This is a genomic window from Sphingobacterium sp. BN32 (assembly GCF_030503615.1).
GTDB lineage: Bacteria > Bacteroidota > Bacteroidia > Sphingobacteriales > Sphingobacteriaceae > Sphingobacterium.
This window is the reverse complement of record NZ_CP129963.1, coordinates 3,178,142-3,198,132: the sequence shown is the minus strand read 5'-3', so window position 1 is coordinate 3,198,132 and position 19,991 is coordinate 3,178,142. Positions and strand designations below refer to the sequence as shown.

The 19,991-nt window shown below is 42.2% G+C and carries 19 protein-coding genes; 7 read left to right on the top strand and 12 right to left on the bottom strand.

The genetic code is table 11. The annotated features are described in order from the left end of the window. The first annotated feature begins 1 nt into the window (after position 1). Genes QYC40_RS13535 through QYC40_RS13520 form a run of 4 tightly spaced genes read left to right on the top strand, consistent with a single transcriptional unit; the run spans position 2 to position 4,370 of the window. A complete protein-coding gene (locus QYC40_RS13535; RefSeq protein ID WP_301990663.1) occupies positions 2-1,450 on the top strand; it encodes an FGGY-family carbohydrate kinase in 1,449 nt (482 codons plus the stop codon). Beyond that, positions 1,451-2,884 (top strand): FGGY-family carbohydrate kinase, encoded by a 1,434-nt coding sequence (locus QYC40_RS13530; RefSeq protein ID WP_301990662.1) that lies wholly within the window; start codon positions 1,451-1,453, stop codon positions 2,882-2,884. Next, positions 2,885-3,481 carry a histidine phosphatase family protein gene (locus QYC40_RS13525; RefSeq protein ID WP_301990661.1) on the top strand — a complete coding sequence of 199 codons (597 nt, stop codon included), beginning with the start codon at positions 2,885-2,887 and terminating at the stop codon, positions 3,479-3,481. Positions 3,482-3,503: 22 nt separating this feature from the next. Then, complete coding sequence (locus QYC40_RS13520) at positions 3,504-4,370, top strand: glycerophosphodiester phosphodiesterase family protein (protein ID WP_301990660.1); 867 nt, start codon at positions 3,504-3,506, stop codon at positions 4,368-4,370. Between the two features lie 233 nt (positions 4,371-4,603). Here the strand turns inward: QYC40_RS13520 and rimK are convergent, their stop codons facing one another. The 7 genes from rimK to purH form a co-directional block, all read right to left on the bottom strand. Next, positions 4,604-5,539, bottom strand: a complete 936-nt coding sequence (gene rimK / locus QYC40_RS13515; protein ID WP_301990659.1) for a 30S ribosomal protein S6--L-glutamate ligase — start codon at positions 5,537-5,539, stop codon at positions 4,604-4,606. 38 nt (positions 5,540-5,577) lie between these two features. Continuing rightward, positions 5,578-6,009 (bottom strand): RimK/LysX family protein, encoded by a 432-nt coding sequence (locus QYC40_RS13510; RefSeq protein WP_286651956.1) that lies wholly within the window; start codon positions 6,007-6,009, stop codon positions 5,578-5,580. A 7-nt stretch (positions 6,010-6,016) separates the two neighbouring features. After that, entirely contained in the window at positions 6,017-7,195 is a 1,179-nt protein-coding gene (locus tag QYC40_RS13505; protein WP_301990658.1) for an AIR synthase related protein, read from the bottom strand. A 98-nt stretch (positions 7,196-7,293) separates the two neighbouring features. After that, complete coding sequence (locus tag QYC40_RS13500) at positions 7,294-7,773, bottom strand: DNA-deoxyinosine glycosylase (protein WP_301990657.1); 480 nt, start codon at positions 7,771-7,773, stop codon at positions 7,294-7,296. An 8-nt stretch (positions 7,774-7,781) separates the two neighbouring features. Then, positions 7,782-8,357, bottom strand: a complete 576-nt coding sequence (locus tag QYC40_RS13495) for a hypothetical protein (protein WP_301990656.1) — start codon at positions 8,355-8,357, stop codon at positions 7,782-7,784. A 642-nt stretch (positions 8,358-8,999) separates the two neighbouring features. Next, positions 9,000-10,232 (bottom strand): IS256 family transposase, encoded by a 1,233-nt coding sequence (locus tag QYC40_RS13490; protein ID WP_301990610.1) that lies wholly within the window; start codon positions 10,230-10,232, stop codon positions 9,000-9,002. A 280-nt stretch (positions 10,233-10,512) separates the two neighbouring features. Continuing rightward, entirely contained in the window at positions 10,513-12,039 is a 1,527-nt protein-coding gene (gene purH / locus QYC40_RS13485; protein WP_301990655.1) for a bifunctional phosphoribosylaminoimidazolecarboxamide formyltransferase/IMP cyclohydrolase, read from the bottom strand. A 219-nt stretch (positions 12,040-12,258) separates the two neighbouring features. Here purH and QYC40_RS13480 point away from each other — a divergent pair, with 219 nt between their 5' ends. Further along, entirely contained in the window at positions 12,259-13,440 is a 1,182-nt protein-coding gene (locus QYC40_RS13480) for an esterase (RefSeq protein ID WP_301990654.1), read from the top strand. A 150-nt stretch (positions 13,441-13,590) separates the two neighbouring features. Here QYC40_RS13480 and QYC40_RS13475 read toward each other — a convergent pair whose 3' ends face one another. Continuing rightward, positions 13,591-14,088 carry a peroxiredoxin gene (locus QYC40_RS13475; RefSeq protein WP_301990653.1) on the bottom strand — a complete coding sequence of 166 codons (498 nt, stop codon included), beginning with the start codon at positions 14,086-14,088 and terminating at the stop codon, positions 13,591-13,593. 138 nt (positions 14,089-14,226) lie between these two features. Here QYC40_RS13475 and purN point away from each other — a divergent pair, with 138 nt between their 5' ends. Then, positions 14,227-14,802, top strand: coding sequence for a phosphoribosylglycinamide formyltransferase (gene purN, locus QYC40_RS13470; RefSeq protein ID WP_149525189.1), 576 nt, complete (start codon positions 14,227-14,229; stop codon positions 14,800-14,802). 315 nt (positions 14,803-15,117) lie between these two features. Here the strand turns inward: purN and QYC40_RS13465 are convergent, their stop codons facing one another. From QYC40_RS13465 to QYC40_RS13450, 4 genes are read right to left on the bottom strand one after another with little or no spacing between them, the layout of a single operon-like run. After that, positions 15,118-16,521, bottom strand: coding sequence for a serine hydrolase (locus QYC40_RS13465; protein WP_301990652.1), 1,404 nt, complete (start codon positions 16,519-16,521; stop codon positions 15,118-15,120). 53 nt (positions 16,522-16,574) lie between these two features. Continuing rightward, on the bottom strand, positions 16,575-17,315 hold the full coding sequence (locus QYC40_RS13460) for a LytTR family DNA-binding domain-containing protein (protein WP_301990651.1): 741 nt from the start codon (positions 17,313-17,315) through the stop codon (positions 16,575-16,577). Then, positions 17,312-18,349, bottom strand: a complete 1,038-nt coding sequence (locus tag QYC40_RS13455) for a sensor histidine kinase (RefSeq protein WP_301990650.1) — start codon at positions 18,347-18,349, stop codon at positions 17,312-17,314. Before QYC40_RS13455 ends, QYC40_RS13460 begins: the two co-directional genes overlap by 4 nt. A gap of 8 nt (positions 18,350-18,357) precedes the next feature. After that, positions 18,358-19,239, bottom strand: coding sequence for a LiaF domain-containing protein (locus tag QYC40_RS13450; protein ID WP_301990649.1), 882 nt, complete (start codon positions 19,237-19,239; stop codon positions 18,358-18,360). Between the two features lie 271 nt (positions 19,240-19,510). On the opposite strand from QYC40_RS13450, the gene QYC40_RS13445 reads away from it, so the two are divergent. Further along, positions 19,511-19,849 (top strand): DUF3276 family protein, encoded by a 339-nt coding sequence (locus tag QYC40_RS13445; RefSeq protein ID WP_149525193.1) that lies wholly within the window; start codon positions 19,511-19,513, stop codon positions 19,847-19,849. The last annotated feature ends 142 nt before the right edge of the window (positions 19,850-19,991 follow it).

The window sequence follows — 19,991 nt, the reverse complement described above, 5'->3', positions numbered from 1 at the left end:
CATGGCACAAAAAGAAGCCTATTTAATAGTAGATATTGGTACGGGTAATGCTCGTGTTGGGGTAGCAACTCCGACCGGGGAAATCTTGAGTATCAAACGCGAGAATGTTCATTACGAGTCCGATACGAACTACGAAGAATCCATCTTCTTTAATCCAAATGAGCTTTGGGATCAGATCCTGCATCTTGCAAAAGATGCACTGGCTGAAGCGGGTGATGTTAAAATTAACGCCATTACAGCGACCAGCCAACGCGAAGGAATAGTTGTTATTGACGCCGAGGGTAACTCCCTACTTGGGATGCCTAATATCGATCATAGAGGGCGTAAATGGGAAAAAGACCTGACAGATAAGGATACAGTTTACAACTTATCAGGGCGCTATCCGACTTCGCTGTTCTCCGCTTTTAAATTAGTTGGCGTAAGGGAAGTCTATCCGGATCTATTCGATAAAATCGCTTGCGTGATGAGCATTAGCGACTGGATTCAGTATAAGTTCTCGGGCGTTACATGCTACGAGCATTCTCAAGCATCCGAAACGTTGCTTTACGATGTAGAGAAAAAACAATGGAGTAACATCTTGCTGGATTTGTTTCAACTTCCAGCTAACATATTGCCACAATTGAAAAATGCTACCTCTGTTCTTGGAACTATCCTTCCAGAGGTGGCAAATACCTTAGCTATCAACGCGGAAGCTGCCGTTGTTGTTGGGGGAGGAGATACGCAGCTGGCAATCCGTAGTATGGATCCTTCTGCAAACGACGTAGTCATTGTTTCAGGAACGACGACTCCGATCATCAAGATCGTCGATACCTATGAGAAAGATGAGGATCAGCGCACTTGGACAAGCCGTCATATCGACGAGCATAACTTCATCCTGGAAGCGAATGCCGGTGTTACCGGATTGAACTATCAGCGCCTGAAGGAAATCTTCTATCCAAACGAAGGTTATGATGTTATTGAGCGTGAATTAGAGGATGCTACCTATTCGCAATGTGTTGCCTCCTTGGGGTCACTAATTGCCGATGAGGAAGAACCCTTGACCAAAGGTGGTTTTATTTTCAATGCGCCAGTTTCCCATCAATTAACGCGTGGCAGCTTTGTATTCGCTATTCTTTGGGATATCGCATGCAGCATCTACGAAAACTACAAGTTCTTATGCGCGGTTTCGCCGCATAACGAATCTTATATCTGGGCATGTGGCGGTGGAGTAGAAAGCCGCAAGCTACGTCAGTTTATCGCCAATCTATTCGGCAAGAGCATCAAAATACGCGATACATTCCGCCAGGCTTCTGTACTTGGAGGCGTATTCGTATGTAATGACGCCTTGCACGTACCGAACATCAGCCCTGAGCTGTTGGAAGAAATTCATCCGCAAGACCATGAAGAATTCGAGCAATTGTATTTGGAGTGGAAAAATGCGCGTAAAACCTTTAAACAAGTAGGAGCATAGATGAACAAATATTTCTTCGGAGTAGACGTCGGAACGCAGGGAGCAAGAATTGTATTGGTAGATCAACAAGGTAAACTGATCGCATCTGATGCGCGTAAGTTCGACTTAGACGAACGATTCAGAGAGGAGCAATCTCCAGACTTATGGTGGCAGGATTGCAGGGAAATGATGGCTGATCTGATTAGTTCTTTGCCTGCGCATATCAACAAATCCGATATCCTCGCCCTATCTGTTACATCGACCTCAGGCACGGTTATCCCACTGGATAAGGACTTAAAACCTTTGCATGATGCGATTATGTACAGCGATCCTCGTTCGGTAGAACAGGGCAAGCGCTGCAAGGAAATTGCCAGCAAATATGTGAAGGATGGATATACAGGGTTCAATGCCTCATCGGGCATCTCTAAGATGCTATGGTTTGTTGAAACCTATCCAGAAAAGGCCGAACAAATTAGCCTTTGGATCCATGCTTCGGATTATATCGTTGGCAAGTTTAGCGGCAATTACCATACGACCGATTATACCAACGTTTTAAAGTCGGCATATGATCTTGAAAAGCTAGAGTGGCCAGCATTTGTTACTCAAGAGATAGGCTTAAAGCCTAGCTGGCTTCAGGAAGTAGTACCTTCCGGCACAGTAGTGGGCAAACTCGATGTTGATCTAGCAGCGACTTGGGGAATCCCGCGTATAGACGTTGTTGTTGGGATGACAGACGGATGTGCCACGCAAATGGCGTCGGGTGCTGTTAGACCAGGTACATGGAATACGACGATAGGAACCACCTTGGTCATCAAGGGAGTAACGAAAAACAATGTGGTCGATCCATTAGGAAGATTATATAGTCACCGTCATCCGGAAGGATATTGGATGCCCGGAGGGGCAAGCAATACCGGCGCTGACTGGATATCCTTAGATTTCGCAGAAAATCTGCAAGAACTAAATGTAGAAGCAGAAAAACTTATCCCAACGGGACTTCTTGCCTGGCCTTTGAAACAAGAAGGTGAAAGATATCCTATTATGGCGCCTCAGGCAAGAGCATTCTTTCCGGAAAACGCGAGCAGAGCGGCACTATTTACCTCAGGTTTAGAAGGGGTCGCTTTTATCGAGCGCCTGGCTTATGAGATCATCGAAGACCTGTCTGGAGAGAAAGTGGAGGCGGTTTATTCGGCCGGTGGAGGCAGTAACTCCGATGTATGGCTGAAGATTAGAGCCTCGGTGATGAATGTGCCTATTTTCAAGTGTAAAGAAGCAAGCGGTGCATTTGGTGCAGCAATCATGGCGGCATCCAATACCTATTATGCTTCCTTGATCGAAGCGGCATCTGCCATGACTCAAATTGAGAAGGAAGTTCAGCCCGACACGACATTGCTAGCCGCCTATGAAGAGCAATACCTAGCATTTAAACAGAAACTTAGCGATTTAAATTATTTATAGATGATTACTATTTGCCTATTACGTCACGGTGAGACAGCATACAATGCCGACGGAAATAAATACTGCGGAAGAACAGATATAGAACTTACTGAAAAAGGACTTCAGCAGGCCAATCGTATGAATGAGCTGTTGAAAGACTTTAGCTTCGACCATATCTTTTCATCGCCGTTAAAACGCGCTAAGCATACAGCAGCTATCGCTTCCGGCGAAGAAGCACGCGTTGTAACCGACGAACGCCTTATCGAAGTAGACTTCGGTAACTGGGAAGGGAAGCGTTCCGACGAATTTATTGCTGAAGACCCGGAGTCTTGGGACAATTGGCTTTCCAATCCCGAAGAACATGCGGCAGGTCGCACAGGAGAAACAGCCAAGCAAGTCATTGCACGCTTAAATAGTTTCTATAACGAGTTGATGGATAAATATGATGGCAAAACAATCCTTGTTGTTGGACACAACGGCGTCAACCGTTTATTCATGTCGAGCCAACTTGGAATGCCTTTGAAGAACTACAGAAAGATCGTTCAAGAGAATTCTGCACTCACGCTGATAACATTGGATAAACATAAAGGTTTTAATTTGTTAAAGCTGAATGCTTAATTTCGCATACAATTAAATCCTAATGAAAAAACTATTTTTTGCAGGCGCTATATTGATGCTATCGCTTCAAGCCTCAGCCCAAAAGCTTCATAAGCTAAACTTCAAAACCGTAGATGAGATGTACAAGTACTTCGAATATGCTTCGGACAAGAAAGTGATATCCGGACATAGAGGAACGATTGAGAATCATATGCCTGAGAACTCCATCCCTTCCATGAAGGAAGTGCTGAAGCATACGGTAGCCATCTTTGAGATCGACCCTCGCTTGACGAAAGATAGTATCCCTGTGATGGTGCATGACGCGACACTCGACCGTACGACTACTGGAACCGGAAAAGTAATCGACTACACTTGGGCAGACTTGAAGAAGCTGAAGCTGAAGGATAAGCAAGGGCAAGCAACAAAATATAAGATCAATACATTAGACGAGATGATTATCTGGGCGAAGGGAAAGACCATCCTAAACCTGGATAAAAAGGATCTTCCGATGGAGATGACTGCTGAAATCATCAGAAAGCACGATGCCTATGCATGGGTATGGGTAACAGTGCACAATGTCGAACAAGCAAGATTCTACCTGGAGAAGAACCCAAAGCAGTATCTATCTATGCATATCAAAACACAACAGGATTTAGACAAGTTCGTTCAATCGGGATTGCCCTTTAATCGGATGATCGTTTATATTGGTCCGGAGATTAAAGCCGCCAATCAAGACATGTACAAATTCTTTCACGAAAAAGGCGTCATGTGCATGATTTCATCAGCACCTACCTACGATAAACTTCTAACCAAAGAAGAACGCGCCGAAAAATTTAGAGCAGTCTTTGCCGACGGAGCCTCTATTTTAGAATCAGATTTACCAATTGAAGTAAGCCAAGCTCTGAAATAAGAAAAGAAGGGTGGAAGGATTGGCAGAATGTGTTGTCTTTGAACCAAGAAATAGTATTTAGTAGTTAGTAGTTAGTATAAAGACCTATAGCGTAATATCCTATTAATCTTAAAATCCTTCCTTTCCTGGTTCAGACAGAAACGTCAATCTTAACGAAAATCTTTACCGCCATAGGTCTAATTACTAAGTACTAAGTACTAACTACTAAAATAGCCTGCTTTAGCAGGCTATTTCTACAGATTACTCTGTTTCTTAATCTTTGTTCTTATCGTTGCAGGCTTAGCGAGTTGCTTAGCCTCATATTGCCTTTCGATATATTTAATAATTTCGCCGGCGATATCCTTACCTGTAGCTTGTTCTATACCTTCCAAGCCAGGAGATGAGTTTACCTCCAGGATAAGTGGGCCACGGGATGAAGGCAGCATATCTACGCCTGCCACGGTAAGTCCCATTGCGCGTGCTGCAGCGATAGCAGTTTCTTTTTCTTTACGCGTCAATTTGATGACTTCCGCCGTACCGCCACGGTGCAGGTTCGAGCGGAATTCGCCTTCTTTCGCGGTACGCTTCATGGCGCCAACTACTTTACCGTCGACAACAAAAGCACGGATATCCGTTCCTTTTGCCTCTTTGATATATTCTTGAATCAAGATGTTGTTCCCTAAGCCATAGAAAGCCTCAATTACCGAAGATGCCGCTTTCTTAGTCTCTGCCAATACCACACCGATTCCCTGCGTTCCTTCTAGCAATTTAATAACCAGTGGTGCTCCGCCCACCATATTGATCAGGTCGTCCACATCAGATGCCGTTCTCGCAAAACCTGTAATCGGTAGACCTAAGCCTGCACCTGAAAGGATTTGCATACAACGCAGTTTATCGCGCGAACGCGTGATCGCCTGACTCGGGTTGGCAGAAATAACTCCCATTACTTCAAACTGACGGACGATTGCCGATCCGTAAAACGTAACGGATGAACCGATACGAGGTACGATGGCGTCAATCTCGCCGATATCTTGGCCCTTATAATGTATGGATGGTTTGCCCTGTTGTATGCCCACATAACATTTGCTGTGATCCATCACCACACATTCATGTCCGCGAGCAACGGCAGCTTCAACCAAACGCTTGGTCGAATAAATTGACTTGTTTGTCGATAATATAGCTATCTTCACTTTCTTAGTTCTTTAACAGATAAATGGGCTTTTATATTTTATATCAAATTGGATGCTAGATTTTTCTTAGCCACATCCACTAAAAATTTTCGAGTGATAAAATTACGCCCTAAAAGCATGGGGTAGGACATTGCTGATCTGTCGCGAAAGGAGAGTTTAATATCGTACAGCTCATTGAACATCCGGATTTTTGTTAGAAATATATAGCGGATTTCTGACTGCCCAAAAGAACTCTTAATCGTTCTTTCACGATGGACAGGGAAAGTCAACTTCAAAACCTTATCGCTATCGAGGTTCGGACGGATATGCCCGATCACATAGAGATGCCCTTTTTTATTGACTACTTCCATTTGTTCACAGTGTAGAACAGAAGTTTCGGCGCCGGTGTCTATTTTAGCGTCGATATCGTAGAGCCCCAATTCGGGCAAATCGATGATCTCTGTTCTACCTATAATTTTCTTGCCGTCCACGTCAAATTTATTCGTAAATAAATTCTCCGTATGGAGAGCGAATAGTTACTTTCTTAGTATCTGCCGCCTCTACGCGACCGATGATTTGTGCTGGGATGTTGAAAGACTCCGATATAGCGATAATATCGGCAGCAATCTCCTCAGGAACATAAAGTTCCATGCGGTGTCCCATATTGAATACCTTGTACATTTCTTGCCAATCGGTATTCGACTCTTTTTGAATTAACTCGAATAGCGCTGGAATCGGGAACAAGTTGTCTTTGATCACGTGGACAGCATCTACGAAATGCAATACTTTCGTTTGTGCACCACCAGAACAATGAACCATACCATCGATTTGCGAACGGTACTTATCCAATATCTGTTTAATTACTGGTGCATAGGTACGTGTTGCTGATAATACCAGTTTACCTGCCGTAATCTCCTCGCCAGTTTCCACTTTAATCTTATCCGTCAATGCCTTTCCGCCAGCAAATACCAAATCGTATGGCACTGCAGGGTCAAAGCTCTCCGGATATTTCTCAGAGATATATTTGCTGAACACATCATGGCGTGCAGAAGTCAATCCATTGGATCCCATACCGCCATTGTATTCCTTCTCATAAGTTGCCTGTCCGTAAGACGCCAAACCTACAATCACATTGCCAGCCTGAATACGGTGGTTGGAGATCACATCTTCGCGCTTCATACGGCAAGTAACGGTACTGTCGACAATAATAGTTCTTACTAGGTCGCCTACGTCAGCAGTTTCGCCACCCGTAGAGTAGATACCCATACCCAGCTCACGAAGCTCCGCAAGAATTTCTTCCGTTCCATTGATGATTTCTGCAATAACTTCACCCGGAATCAGGTTCTTGTTACGGCCAATCGTAGAAGATAATAAGATGTTATCGATTGCACCAACACAAAGTAGATCATCCACATTCATGATGATAGCGTCCTGCGCGATACCGCGCCAAACCGACGCATCGCCAGTCTCTTTCCAGTAAACATAGGCTAAGGAAGATTTTGTACCCGCACCATCTGCATGCATGATATTACACCATTCCTCATCGGAACCTAATATATCAGGGATAATCTTACAGAAAGCTTGTGGGAATAATCCTTTATCAATGTTCTTAATCGCATTGTGCACATCCTCTTTACCAGCGGATACACCTCTTTGGTTGTATTTTAAATCTGACATCTTGCTTGCAAAAATAAACAAACCACTTGATTAATGCGAAAGTTTTTCACCAGCAAACAGCTTTAAATCCAATTCGATAAATTTATTGCACAGATAGGTTAAAGAATCTGTGTCCAATGCTCCTTCAAAAGGGTTAAATGGAAGCGTGCATTCGCCGGACTGGTACTCGGCAGACCAATATATTCTACCCCTTCAACGCGACTTAATAGCTTGTCGTGAAGCGACATCGCTTTCTGCCCATTGAAAAAAACACGTTTAATGCCCGGATAGGTCGCCAGCAATTCAGGAATGGGGTTCGCCTGCACTTCCGAAATATCCGAGTCCATACTTCCCGGACGGATCGCCTTTGCACAGACATCCCACAGGGCAACGCCATGCTTTAACAGAAGGCGCTTTCTATCCTCATACTGACCACTGAGCTCCTCCTCAAACAGCAGATGCATCAATTTCCAAAACCTGTTCTGCGGATGCCCGTAGTACTGTTGTTGAAGCAGAGAGAGGTCGCCGGGCAAACTCCCCAAAATAAGGACCTTCGCATCAGCAGAAATAATAGGTGGAAAAGAAGACTTAAATTCCATTCGATCGCTTAATATCTTTTCAATTTACTAATCTTTTCCTTTTGTTGAAGTAAAACTGCCGCACGATCTGCCAGCTCAACCTGCCATTTCGGATCCGCTTGCTCAGGAAGTCCTTTTACAAATTTCCCGTCAAAATAGTAGAACCTAAATTCCTCCGCCTTTTTGGTCTTAGCATAGTCGAATTCAGGCGAATACATATGGGCATTATAACGATAGATTTCCTCCAGAACGAAAGAAACTTGATTGTCCTTGAAGTAATAATAGTCATTGGTGTAACCACCCTCGCCATAATATTCGATATCCATCTTCTCCATGACATTATTCTTGTAATAGAAATAAGCAATTCCACCCTCAGTCGATTCGCCCAACACCTCCGCCGAATCGATTTTATCCCAGTCCTTGATCGCATGGATCCGCTCGTAATTGTCCCGAATGCGCTGTATGGTATCGACTTTCACTTCGGTAATTAGACCTGTATCGAGCTCAATACTATCCGTTTTGGTATCTTGCTGATTGTTATTGTTTCCCTGACAAGCGGCTGCCAAGATAACAATCGCCAAAGTTAAATATGCTAAAGCTCTCATATTGTTGATATTTGTGTATAGTAACGAATAGGAGGGGGGAATGTTTTGATTTAGACGTTAGATGTGAGATGTTAGATATAAGACGTATGGCGGTTATAAATTTGGTTTTTGAAACATGTTGTCTGAAGGGATTGGTGGGATGCGTTGTTTTGAACCTTTGGTTTAAACCACAAAAGGAGGTTCGTCTGAACCAGGAAAAAAAAGATTTAAGGATGAATAGGATATTACGCAATAGGACTTAATGCTAAGTACTAACTACTAAATACTATTTTGAAAGGATTGGGTTTAACGATTATTTATTGATTACTTTTTCACTTCCCTTGCTGACCCATATCATAGCCCTTTCCGAGCGGCTTTGATTGGGTTATACATTGGGTTTGAAAGGGAAGTGAAAGGGTTCTGAGTAGACGAAGATTCGTGTTTTTTTGAACCAAGAAAGGAAGGATGTAAGGATAATCAGGATGAACTTTGTCTGAACCAAGAAAGGAAGGATGAGAGGATAGACAGGATGACCTTTGTCTGAAGCAGGAAAAAAAGGATTGTAGGATAATCAGGATGAACTTTGTCTGAACCAGGAAAAAAAGGATTGTAGGATAGACGGTTGTGTAACATGAACTGTGTCAATGGGGAATTAACCTAAACCTAAAAGCTCTTATCTAGCCTGATTCTATCACCAAATTTGATATAGAGTTGGGATATTGTCAATGCCCAGTTATGTGCGGGCATTGTCCATTTTTTGGAAATATCCCTGATGATCAAATACATTAGTTTTAAGAGCGCCTGTTCTGAGTTGAAAGCTCCCTTTGTCTTGGTTATCTTTCTGATCTGTCGATGCATCCCCTCAATGGGGTTAGTCGTATATATAATCTTCCGTATATGCTGGTCATATTCGAAGAAGGTGGAAAGATTTACCCAATTTTCCAGCCATGACTTAACTGCTAGTGGATATTTCTTCCCCCATTTTTCCTCGAACAGCAGCAGGTTCTCATAACCCATTTCTTCATTGACCGCTCGGTAGATTGGTTTCATGTCGGCTATTACTTCTCTTTTGTCCTTATCTGTCACATAGCGTATGCTCGAACGGATCTGATGAACAACACAGAGCTGGATCCTAGTCTTTGGAAATATGGCCTCTATAGCTTCAGGGAAGCCTTTAAGCCCGTCAATACAGGCAATCAGGATATCCTCAACACCGCGTTGCTTTAGGTCTGTAAGAACCGAAAGCCAAAATTTAGCGCCCTCATGTTCTGAACTATAAAGCCCGATCAGGTCTTTACGACCATCCATACCTATACCCAATATATTGTAGATGGCTCTTGATTCTACCGTTCCGTTCTGACGAACCTTATAGTGCATGCAGTCCAGGAATACAAAAGGATAAACAGCTTCTAAGGGGCGACTTCGCCATTCATTGACAGCAGGCATGACGCTTTCGGTAATCCGAGAAATCTCTGTCGCGGAAATCTCCATAGCATACATTTCACGGATGAAATCGCTGATACCACGCATGCTCATACCTTTGGCATACATACTCAAAACATGACCTTCTAACTGTTCTGTAATGATTAATTGGCGTTTGGGGACAATCTTAGGCTCGAACGTTCCAGATCGATCGCGGCTCGTTTCCAACTCGAAGGTGCCCGTATGCGGACCCCGGACCGTCTTTTTGGTCTTGCCGTTCCTACGATTACTATTGCCTGAGGCTTTTTCTTCTTCAAGATGGTTGTCCATCTCGCCCGAAAGCATCGATTCCAATAGATGTTTCATCAGGGGCGCCAGAACGCCGTCATTGGGAGATAGGCTCTTGCCTTCGGATAATCCTTGAAGCGCTTCTGCCTTGAAGCGTTCAAAGTCAAATGGGGTCTGTTCTTTCATGACCGTATCGTTTGAATAATTGAATATAATGAATTACATCTAATTATTCCCCTGACACAGTTCAGGTTACAGTCTCGGATAGACAGGATCCTGCCAATCCTACAATCCTTTTTTTCTTGGTTCAAGACAACCCACCCTTCCTTGCCTGGTTCGAGACAAACTTTCCATTCTTTCTTCCAAAAACAACCGATCCCAACACTCCAAAAGAAAAGGGTCGCGAAAGCGACCCTTTTCTAGACGACATACGTCTTATATCTAATGTCTTATGTCTAATATCTAATTAATGTTTAAAATGTCTAACGCCTGTAGTCACCATAGCAACTCCTTTTTCGTTAGCCATATCAATTGACAATTGATCTTTGATGGATCCACCTGGTTGCAATACGGCAACAACACCAGCGTCACCAGCAATTTCGACACAGTCAGGGAATGGGAAGAAGGCATCCGATGCCATCACACTGCCTTTGATTTCGAAACCGAAAGATTGTGCTTTCTCGATTGCTTGTTTTAAAGCATCAACACGTGACGTTTGACCTACGCCAGAAGCGATTAGGGTACCATCTTTAGCAAATACGATCGTATTTGATTTCGTATGCTTAACGATTTTATTGGCAAAGTAAAGATCCTTTAGTTGCTCTTCCGTAGGTTTTACCTCGGTAGCAGCAGTCATTTCCTTAGGGCCTTCAACAGTATTGTCTTTGTCTTGAAGAATAACACCGTTCAACAAGGTTTTGAACTGTTGTGAAGGCAATGCTACTTCTTTACGACGAAGGATAATGCGATTTTTCTTAGCTGTCAATACTTGAAGAGCATCTTCGCTGTATGAAGGAGCGATCAACACCTCAAAGAATAGGTTGTTGATTTCTTCGGCTGTTTCTTTATCGACTTCAGCATTACAGATTAAAACGCCACCAAATGCAGATACAGGGTCACATGCTAAGGCTGCTAACCAAGCATCTTTGATGGTATTGCGGGAAGCAACACCACAAGCATTGGTATGTTTCAAGATAGCGAATGTTGGCTCTTGGAATTCATCGATAATAGCAACTGCCGCATCAACATCTACTAAGTTGTTGTATGAAAGTTCTTTACCGTTTAATTTATCGAACATTGCATCTAAGTTTCCGAAGAATACCCCCTTTTGGTGTGGGTTTTCGCCGTAACGCAACGTTTGTGCTTTTTGCTCCGATTGTTTGAACACTTCGATTGGCTCCTCTTGGTTGAAGTAGTTGAAGATCGCCGTGTCATAATGCGAAGAAGTATTGAATGCGCGTTTTGCAAACGATTTACGTTGCTCTAAACTTGTTGCACCTTCCTGATTTTTTAAGATTTCCTCTAATTCTGTGTAATCATTTTTTGAAGAGATGATCACCACGTCGTTGAAGTTTTTTGCAGCAGCGCGGATCAAAGAAATTCCGCCGATATCAATCTTCTCAATAATATCTTGCTCAGCAGCACCAGAAGCTACAGTTTCTTCAAACGGATATAGGTCAACAATGACTAAGTCAATTTCTGGAATCTCATATTGATCTAATTGTTGTTTATCCTCTGCCAATGGGCGACGGGATAAAATACCTCCGAATACATTCGGGTGTAACGTTTTTACGCGGCCCCCTAAGATTGAAGGGTAACCTGTAAGGTCCTCAACACGCTCTACAGGGATGTCCAAGTCGCGGATAAACGCTTCTGTACCGCCAGTTGAGTAAAATGTAACACCGTAAGTATGTAATAATTGAATTAAAGGCGCAAGGTTATCTTTGTAGTAAACTGAAACCAATGCATTTTTTATCTTAACAGGATGATTCATTGTATTTTGTTTGGAGCCGCAAAGATAAATATTTAAATAGATTATTTGTCTAATAATGTCGATTAATTATCATTGTTATCGGAAATCGTCGCCCTTAGGTTTTTTTTGATATTGTATATATTTAGCGGGTTGGACCTGCTTTCATCCTGTTGCTGTATCAGGGGAATCATAAAAGTTTTTTATATTAGAGTCTACAATTTAAACCGATAATTCTACGCCATGAGAATAGCTCCTTTGATTTCACTCTTTTTATTTATTCTGTGTCTTAGCCATTCCGCGGAGGGACAAGAAAATATTGGTAAAAAGCTAGCGGATGTACGCTCGCCCGAAGTTGCGGCTGATAATACGGTCACTTTTAATCTTATTGCTCCGCAGGCCAAGGAGGTTTTTGTGTTAGGGAATTGGTTGTCTGCCGACTCTCCGACAGGCGATAAGCTAAAGATGACGAAGAATGCCGATGGCCTTTGGTCCGCTACGCAGAACGCTATGGGGCGCGACCTATACTTGTATAATTTTTTGGTTGATGGGGTGCGGATCACTGACCCTTTAAATGTATATCAGATTCGCGACGTGAGCAATGTGTTTAACTATTTTATCACCAATGGGGCGCAAGCAGAGCTTTATAAAACCCATGCTGTTCCGCATGGAACATTGACCAAAGTATGGTATCCATCTGCAATTAATCATGCGGAGCGAAGAATGAGCATTTATACGCCGCCAGGATACGAAAGCTCTAAAAAGTCATACCCGGTATTATACCTTCTGCATGGTATGGGTGGCGATGAGGAAGCATGGCCAAGTTTAGGACGCGTGACTCAGATCATGGATAACCTGATTGCTGCCGGACAGATCGTGCCGATGATTGTGGTGATGCCAAACGGGCATACTTCGAACTCTGCGGCACCTGGCAATTCCGAAAAAGGGGAGTACGCTGTCGAATTCCGTACGCCAGATGTTGGGACAGGGGAGATGGAATCAAACTTTAAGGAAATCATAAACTTTGCAGAGAAGCACTACCGCATAAAGAAAGGAAAAAAGAATAGAGCCATCGCAGGGCTGTCAATGGGTGGGTCGCATACCATGGTGATCTCCGCCACTTACGCCAATACATTTGACTATGTCGGTTTATTCTCCGCAGCCTACCGCTTATCGGATGCCGCTAACATTGCTGTTTACGACAATTTCGACCAAAACCTTTTGCAACAAAAGAAAAATGGGACTGCCCTCTATTGGATCGGAATGGGAAAGACAGATTTTCTGTATAAAACCGGAGAAACCTACCGCAAGAAACTAGACGATATCGGAATGAAATATACCTATTATGAATCCGAAGGTGGACACACCTGGTCGAACTGGCGAGATTATTTGGTGAAGTTTAGTGGGTTGTTGTTTAGGGAGTAGATGTGAGATATTAGATGTGAGATATTAGATGTGAGATATTAGATGTAAGACATTAGATTTTAGATAATTAGACCAGACGCCCGATCCTGTTCATCCTTACATCCTTCCTTTCCTGGTTCAGACAACACTCTAAAATCTCACATCTAAAATTTAATGTCTAATATCCAGATAGGGCATAAGTTTCTTCAATTTTCCTTCGCCATTAAAATGCTTAATTTCTTTTCCGGTTTCTGCGTTATAGATATATGCAAAGGGGAAATTGTTTGGGTTAAAGGCCAATATAAACTGACCTGTGGGGTCGTGGAGGAAATGTACATTGGGTTTGCCGATGAGTTCTTTGGCAAACATGTTTAGCATGCCTTCAACCTGACCTTTTTCCTGCATCGCAATAAAATAAAAGTCGGTATGCTCTTTAAACTTATTTAAAGATTTTCCGACCTCGGACGCCAATTCCTGACAATGTCCGCATCCTGGATCGTAGAATATTAAAATGTTAGTTCCTTTTTTGGATAGCGAATCCGACGTAAAAGCTTGATTGTTCTCCATTTTGAACATGCCTTTAAAAGCCGGTAGTGTATCGGGAACCTGCGCATGTGCCGTACTCAGCATCATCAGAAATAGGAGGAGGCTATATATAAAATTCTTCATAATCTTGTAAAATCCGCTTTTAACTTAGCTAAATCTACCGATTTCGGTTCAATTGCGCGCCGTTTTGCCCCTACTTTTCAAAAAAACCTCTATATTTGGGTTGATTTCATTTATTTATTTATCAATCATAGAAACATTGTGAGAAAACGCATCGCTATTTTTGCTTCAGGTTCTGGTTCAAATGCTCAAAAGATTATGGAGCATTTCAAATATTCTGACGGTGCCGAAGTAGCCTTAGTGCTTAGCAACAACCCGGAAGCCTTCGTGTTGCAGCGCGCTGATAACTTTGAAATTCCTACGCATGTTTTCGATAGACATGATTTTTATGAAAGTAATGAAGTTGTCGATCTTTTGAAAAGATTAGATATTGACCTTGTCGTTCTTGCTGGCTTCCTATGGTTAGTTCCCGACAATTTGTTGAAAGCATTCCCAAATAAGATTATCAATATACATCCGGCACTACTTCCTAAATTCGGCGGAAAAGGAATGTATGGCGATCGTGTCCACAAAGCGGTATTAGAAGCAGGAGAAGAAGAGCACGGCATTACGATCCACTTTGTGAATGAAAACTTCGATGAAGGTGAAGTAATTTACCAAGCGAAGTTCCGTGTGGAACCAGGCGATACCTTAGAAGTGATTAAATTCAATGGTCAACAATTGGAGCATTTGCACTATCCGAAAGTGATTGAGAATTTGCTTAAGAAGTACAATTAGATGTTAGATTTGAGACATTAGATATAAGAGCGTAGGGGCTAGTTTCTTTTTAGACATTAGACGTTAGATTTTATATATAAGACATATGGCGCCTAGAGATAGGCGCTATTTTTATGGATTGTCTGAACCAGGAAAGGAAGGATGTAAGGATGAGCAGGATCCTGTCAATCCTTTAATCCTTCCTTTCCTGTTTCAAGACAAACTCCCTTTCTAAACCAAAGGTTCAAGACAATCTTCTCCTTCCTTTTCTGGTTCAAGACAATACTCTCAACATCTAAAGTCTAATATCTGATGTCTCACATCTAATATCTAAACTTATTTCGTCGTCAATACCTTCTCCAATAATTTCTTTCCTAAATCTGCGACGCTTAATTCGGAGTTTGCGAGCATTATGACTACAGCTTTTTCATCGGGGACAAAGCCTACGAAGGCATTGAAACCGCCGGTTGCTCCGGTGTGGTGGAAATAGATTTGGTCATCGAGCATATTCATGCGCCACGCTAGTCCGATGTCGGTATTTGGTGGAATGAAAAACGTGAATTGCTTGGTGAGGTGCATTGCGCGTTGTATGTCGGTTTCTGGGAAAGTCAATTGCGCGATGGTATAGCGGAGCAGGTCATTCAATGATGATTTGAGGCCTCCAGTGCTTGTGAGTGCTTGGAAATGCCAGTAGCCAACCTCTTTGCCGTTTTTATCGTATGGTTTAGCGATGTTTTTGTTCTTAGGATCAATTTTATCACTGGTGTTGGTCATTTCTAATGGCGTGAGCAATTGCTCCTTCATCAGTTGCATGTAGGGCTTTTTGCTGATGATGCTGATCAACTCGCCCAAAAGTCCATAGCCGATGTTGCTGTACTCGAACTCTTCTTCGGGTTGGCGTGCTGGCTTTACATGCTTTAAGAAGGAGAATAATGCTTTACGGTCGTATAGAGCGTAAGGGTCTGCTTGATTGAACTTTGGATTCTTGTCGATATTATCGGCTAATCGTGGCAGTCCGGAAGTGTGGTTCGCTAAGGTCTTAAACGTAATTTTCTGCAGCGCTGGGTTCATAGCGACCGAATCGGGCAGAAATTTCGTGATCGTATCGTCTAATGAGATCGTCCCTTTGTTGACTAGGTCTGCGAGAAGCGATGCGGTAAATGTCTTTGTTACAGATCCAATTTCATATAGGGTATTGCCGTCGGGAAGGGTATTGTTTCCCTTTGCGGTTTCGCCGTAGAAGAAGCTGTTTAGCTTGTTCTTGTGGATGACAGCGATTGCCAGCGATTGTGCATTTTGTTGTTCTGCATAAGTCCGTGCAAGCGAGTCTACAAAGAAGTCTAAAGGGTTTTTGGTTTCTACTTGCGAGATAACAGTCTCTTTCTTCGGTCCCTGTTTTGGGTCTATCGGTTGAAACATCAATCCTGTAAACTTCATCGTCGAGTCGATTGCCAATGCCAATCCAAGTTCGGTACTGCCAAAAGAAACGCGATATAGTGCAGTTCCTTTGTTAAACTTGTCGAGCTCCGAGTTTTGAATCTTCCCTAACGAAAACAGCTTCTCGGAGGTTTTGATAAAGTCCTCCCTACTGATTGCTTGTTGGAAAGATGGTGCCGCGAGCGAGTAGATGGAGTCTGCTTGCTGGGTATTGATCAAGAATTCGATTCTGTTATAGACTGCGCGATTCTTTCGTTCGTCTTCTGATTGAGCAAATGTGCTTTGCAGCAAGACGAACAGCATAACGAAACATATGCTTATCTTTTTGATTGTCATCCTCAAATCTACAAAACAAATTATAAACCGATTACCTGTTTCAATCGGGCGTATCCGGATTTGCTGATATTCACTTTACCTCCGCTACTCAAGGTCGCGATATAACTGTCTTTTTCCATGGGTTCGATCTTCTGTAACAAATCCACACGAACGATAAAAGAACGGTGAACGCGGACAAATTGCTTGCCGTCGAGCTGTTTCTCGAAGGAGCTCATGGTCTTATTCTTCAGGTACATCCCATCATTGGTATGTATTTTTACATAATCATCATAGGCCTCCAAGTAATTAATCTGTTGTACAGGGATGATCTTAATTTGAGCACCTGTTTTTACGACGATACGTTCTAAAGACTCTTCCTCTAATGTTTCCTGAAGCTTCTCTGTTTCCAGTTTCGGATTGGCATTGCTTTGAAAAGATGCTTTGAACTTGTCAATTGCTTTCTCAAAACGATCCGGACGGATAGGCTTTAATAAGTAGTCTATCGCGTTTTTTTCAAATGCTTTTAAGGCATACTCATCAAACGCCGTAGTGAAGATGATATGTGGGTGGCTATCGAGAAGTTCTAGCATTTCGAAACCGGTTAATTTCGGCATCTGTATATCGAGGAAGATTAAATCAGGTTGATGTTGCTGTATCGCTTTTACGCCTTCAAAACCATCGTTGCATTCCGCCAATACTTGGAATTCAGGGTGCTGTTGAAGGTATTCTAAAACCATGCTGCGTGCTAGGGGTTCATCATCAATTAGGATAGTCTTTATCATTGTGGTATTCTTAATGTAGATATAAACGTTTGGTCTTGTGTTTCTGTCAGCAATAAATCTGTGCGTCCGAATAGTAGATATAAGCGACGTTGAATGCTCGATAGTCCGAATCCCGTGCCTTTCTTCTGTTCGGTTTGATCCGACTCAAATGGATTGCTGATCTGTATAGTCAGTATATTATCTGTTAAAGTTAAGTGTATTTTTATTAAAACTTGTTCGGTGACATTGTATAATCCGAATTTGATTGCATTTTCAACCAAAGGTTGCAGGATCATCACCGGGATCTTTCCAGCCAATACCTCATCGTTATAATCGAATTCCGTAGATAAGCGGTGTCCAAAACGCACCTTTTCAATATCCAGATACAGTTTCAGGTGATTGAGTTCATCTTCTACGGTGCTAAATTGCCGATCGTCTTTACGCATTGTTCCGCGCAGGAAGTCGGACAGTTGGAATACCATGTTGCGTGCTTCCGTTGGTTTGCTGCCGATGAGTGCGATTATGGAGTTTAAGCTATTGAATAAGAAATGGGGTTGTAGCTGTTGTCGCAGGTTATACAGCTCAGCATCGCGGACCATGCGCTCGCTTTCGTCCTTTCTTCTTTTGTTTTCCAGCAATTCCTCCTGTATGTTCCAAAAAATGTTGATAATCATGACGCAAGTGATGATCAAGAAGTTGATAACGAAACGGAAGGGTAGACTGAAGGTTAAATAAAGAAGATTTTCGTCCGGTACGAATTGAATAATTAGGAAACGGGTGATGAGAATACTAATCAGGGTGAAGATGGCCGCTATAGAAAAAAGCTTCCAGAAGTTTTTGTTGTTCGGAAGGTAATATTGTAATGAGCTATAAACTAAATAGGTGATTCCCGTGATTGACAATGCTGAGATGGTCGCATCGTATATTGCTGCATCTTTTGCAACTTTCGACCACCATAATAGACTGTAGACAATCAGGAAGTATAAAACGCAAATAATCCATGACGAGGCGTGGATTACAGAGCGTTTGCTTTGTTCGTTGAGCGGTTTTCTCATAGCGTATGTTAGCTGTTTTTGATGGTCAAGCCGCCGAAGATTGATGTCCCCGTGATGTAGATTTTCTTGTTTTCGTCTGTTGTCACTTCAATCATGGGTCTGCGGTCATCGAGCTCGCCAAATACGGAGGCAACATTGGAAGATACACGCCAGTTGGTAGGGACAATAATTTTTGTACTACCGAACAATTGGAAGGTATCAATAACGACCGGTTGTTTCAAATCTGCCTGAAGGAAGTTCAAGTTGGTGCTACCGAAAACGGAGGTAATATTTCCTCCTAAGAAATTCTTTGATAGAATAATCTTTTTAGTGTCTGAGAAAAAGTTGTCTACTTTGAGGTAATTCTCGAAATCAGGACGGTAGCTTCTATAGGAAGCATCCCTATGCTCAACGCGGTCTGCTTGAGCATAGGAATTTGTAGGGTTTGCGGTATGGGATTCTGATGGGTTTCCCTCGTAAGTTGCTGGATCACCGTAGCCAACACGCTTATCCCAGTCGTATTCGTCGTCTGTAGGTGTTGTTGGAGGTAGTTTTGGAGTTTCGCGATTACGCTTGATTAAGTAAATGCCTAGAATAATAGCACCTACAGGGATAATAAAGCGTCCGAATGATAAGTCCAATTCGTTCTTTAATAGAAAGATACTACCGATAGCGATAAGAATAATCGATGATTTCTTTTCGAATTTTGAGTTTACTCCGATCACTAAACCGATGATGATAAGGATTGTTTCCCATCCGAAAATCCAGGAGGGAACAATGCTTCCCATGTTCATGTTTTTCAACAAGATAGCTACCCCGAAGAAAACAATGAACATACCGGCCATCGTGGTCGAATTATTGTTTCTTGGTGGTTTCTCGCCGTTGTTCTTGTTTGTTTGTTGTGTGTTCATAGCCTTGCGTCATTTAATTAAGTATAACCCAAAAGTAGAGCGAATATAAGGATATGCCCATAGCAAATAGGTCTTCGGAGTCTTTTTTTCGGTGAAATGCTGTAAAAAATCGGTGAAATAGTTTTAGGTCGCCTCAAACGTTTGAACCTCATGCAGATTAACGCCTTAATATAAATATATTTTTTTTTAATAAAATTTGGTTGATTGAAATTAATTATTATATATTTATGACTGAAAATAGAGGGTTAAACTTAAATTTTATACTAATCTAATGGGAGATTTTGATAACAAAGAGCGTGAAGAGGTATTTTCAAAAAAGGTGAGAGCAGGTAAGCGTACTTATTTTTTTGATGTAAAAGCGACTCGCTCAAACGACTATTATGTGACAATTACGGAAAGCAAAAAACGCTTCGAAGACGGACAATTCATTAAACATAAGATTTTCTTATATAAAGAGGACTTTGAAAAGTTTGCTGAAGGATTGCAAGATGTGGTAGAATATATCAAATCGAACCAAGAAGTAGTTGAAAAAAGGTATGAACCGAACCAAGACGATTCAAACTACGAGAGCAACGGAGAATTAATACAAAAAGACAATTTCTCCTTCTAAGTTGTCCATAAAAAGATAAAAGCCACTGAATAGTGGCTTTTTTTATTCTTTTCTTTTAGGTAATATTTCTTCTTAACTAAATAAGTTACACGGATTGCGAGTAAGAACGATTTGTTTTTCTTATTTTCGGGACTTCACTAAG

Coding starts and splice junctions, on each gene's coding strand:
- QYC40_RS13535 (WP_301990663.1), top strand. CDS start 2: ATGGCACAAAAAGAAGCCTATTTAATAGTAGATATTGGTACGGGTAAT.
- QYC40_RS13530 (WP_301990662.1), top strand. CDS start 1,451: ATGAACAAATATTTCTTCGGAGTAGACGTCGGAACGCAGGGAGCAAGA.
- QYC40_RS13525 (WP_301990661.1), top strand. CDS start 2,885: ATGATTACTATTTGCCTATTACGTCACGGTGAGACAGCATACAATGCC.
- QYC40_RS13520 (WP_301990660.1), top strand. CDS start 3,504: ATGAAAAAACTATTTTTTGCAGGCGCTATATTGATGCTATCGCTTCAA.
- QYC40_RS13505 (WP_301990658.1), bottom strand. CDS start 7,195: ATGTCAGATTTAAAATACAACCAAAGAGGTGTATCCGCTGGTAAAGAG.
- QYC40_RS13500 (WP_301990657.1), bottom strand. CDS start 7,773: ATGGAATTTAAGTCTTCTTTTCCACCTATTATTTCTGCTGATGCGAAG.
- QYC40_RS13495 (WP_301990656.1), bottom strand. CDS start 8,357: ATGAGAGCTTTAGCATATTTAACTTTGGCGATTGTTATCTTGGCAGCC.
- QYC40_RS13490 (WP_301990610.1), bottom strand. CDS start 10,232: ATGAAAGAACAGACCCCATTTGACTTTGAACGCTTCAAGGCAGAAGCG.
- purH (WP_301990655.1), bottom strand. CDS start 12,039: ATGAATCATCCTGTTAAGATAAAAAATGCATTGGTTTCAGTTTACTAC.
- QYC40_RS13480 (WP_301990654.1), top strand. CDS start 12,259: ATGAGAATAGCTCCTTTGATTTCACTCTTTTTATTTATTCTGTGTCTT.
- QYC40_RS13475 (WP_301990653.1), bottom strand. CDS start 14,088: ATGAAGAATTTTATATATAGCCTCCTCCTATTTCTGATGATGCTGAGT.
- QYC40_RS13465 (WP_301990652.1), bottom strand. CDS start 16,521: ATGCTGTTCGTCTTGCTGCAAAGCACATTTGCTCAATCAGAAGACGAA.
- QYC40_RS13460 (WP_301990651.1), bottom strand. CDS start 17,315: ATGATAAAGACTATCCTAATTGATGATGAACCCCTAGCACGCAGCATG.
- QYC40_RS13455 (WP_301990650.1), bottom strand. CDS start 18,349: ATGAGAAAACCGCTCAACGAACAAAGCAAACGCTCTGTAATCCACGCC.
- QYC40_RS13450 (WP_301990649.1), bottom strand. CDS start 19,239: ATGAACACACAACAAACAAACAAGAACAACGGCGAGAAACCACCAAGA.
- QYC40_RS13445 (WP_149525193.1), top strand. CDS start 19,511: ATGGGAGATTTTGATAACAAAGAGCGTGAAGAGGTATTTTCAAAAAAG.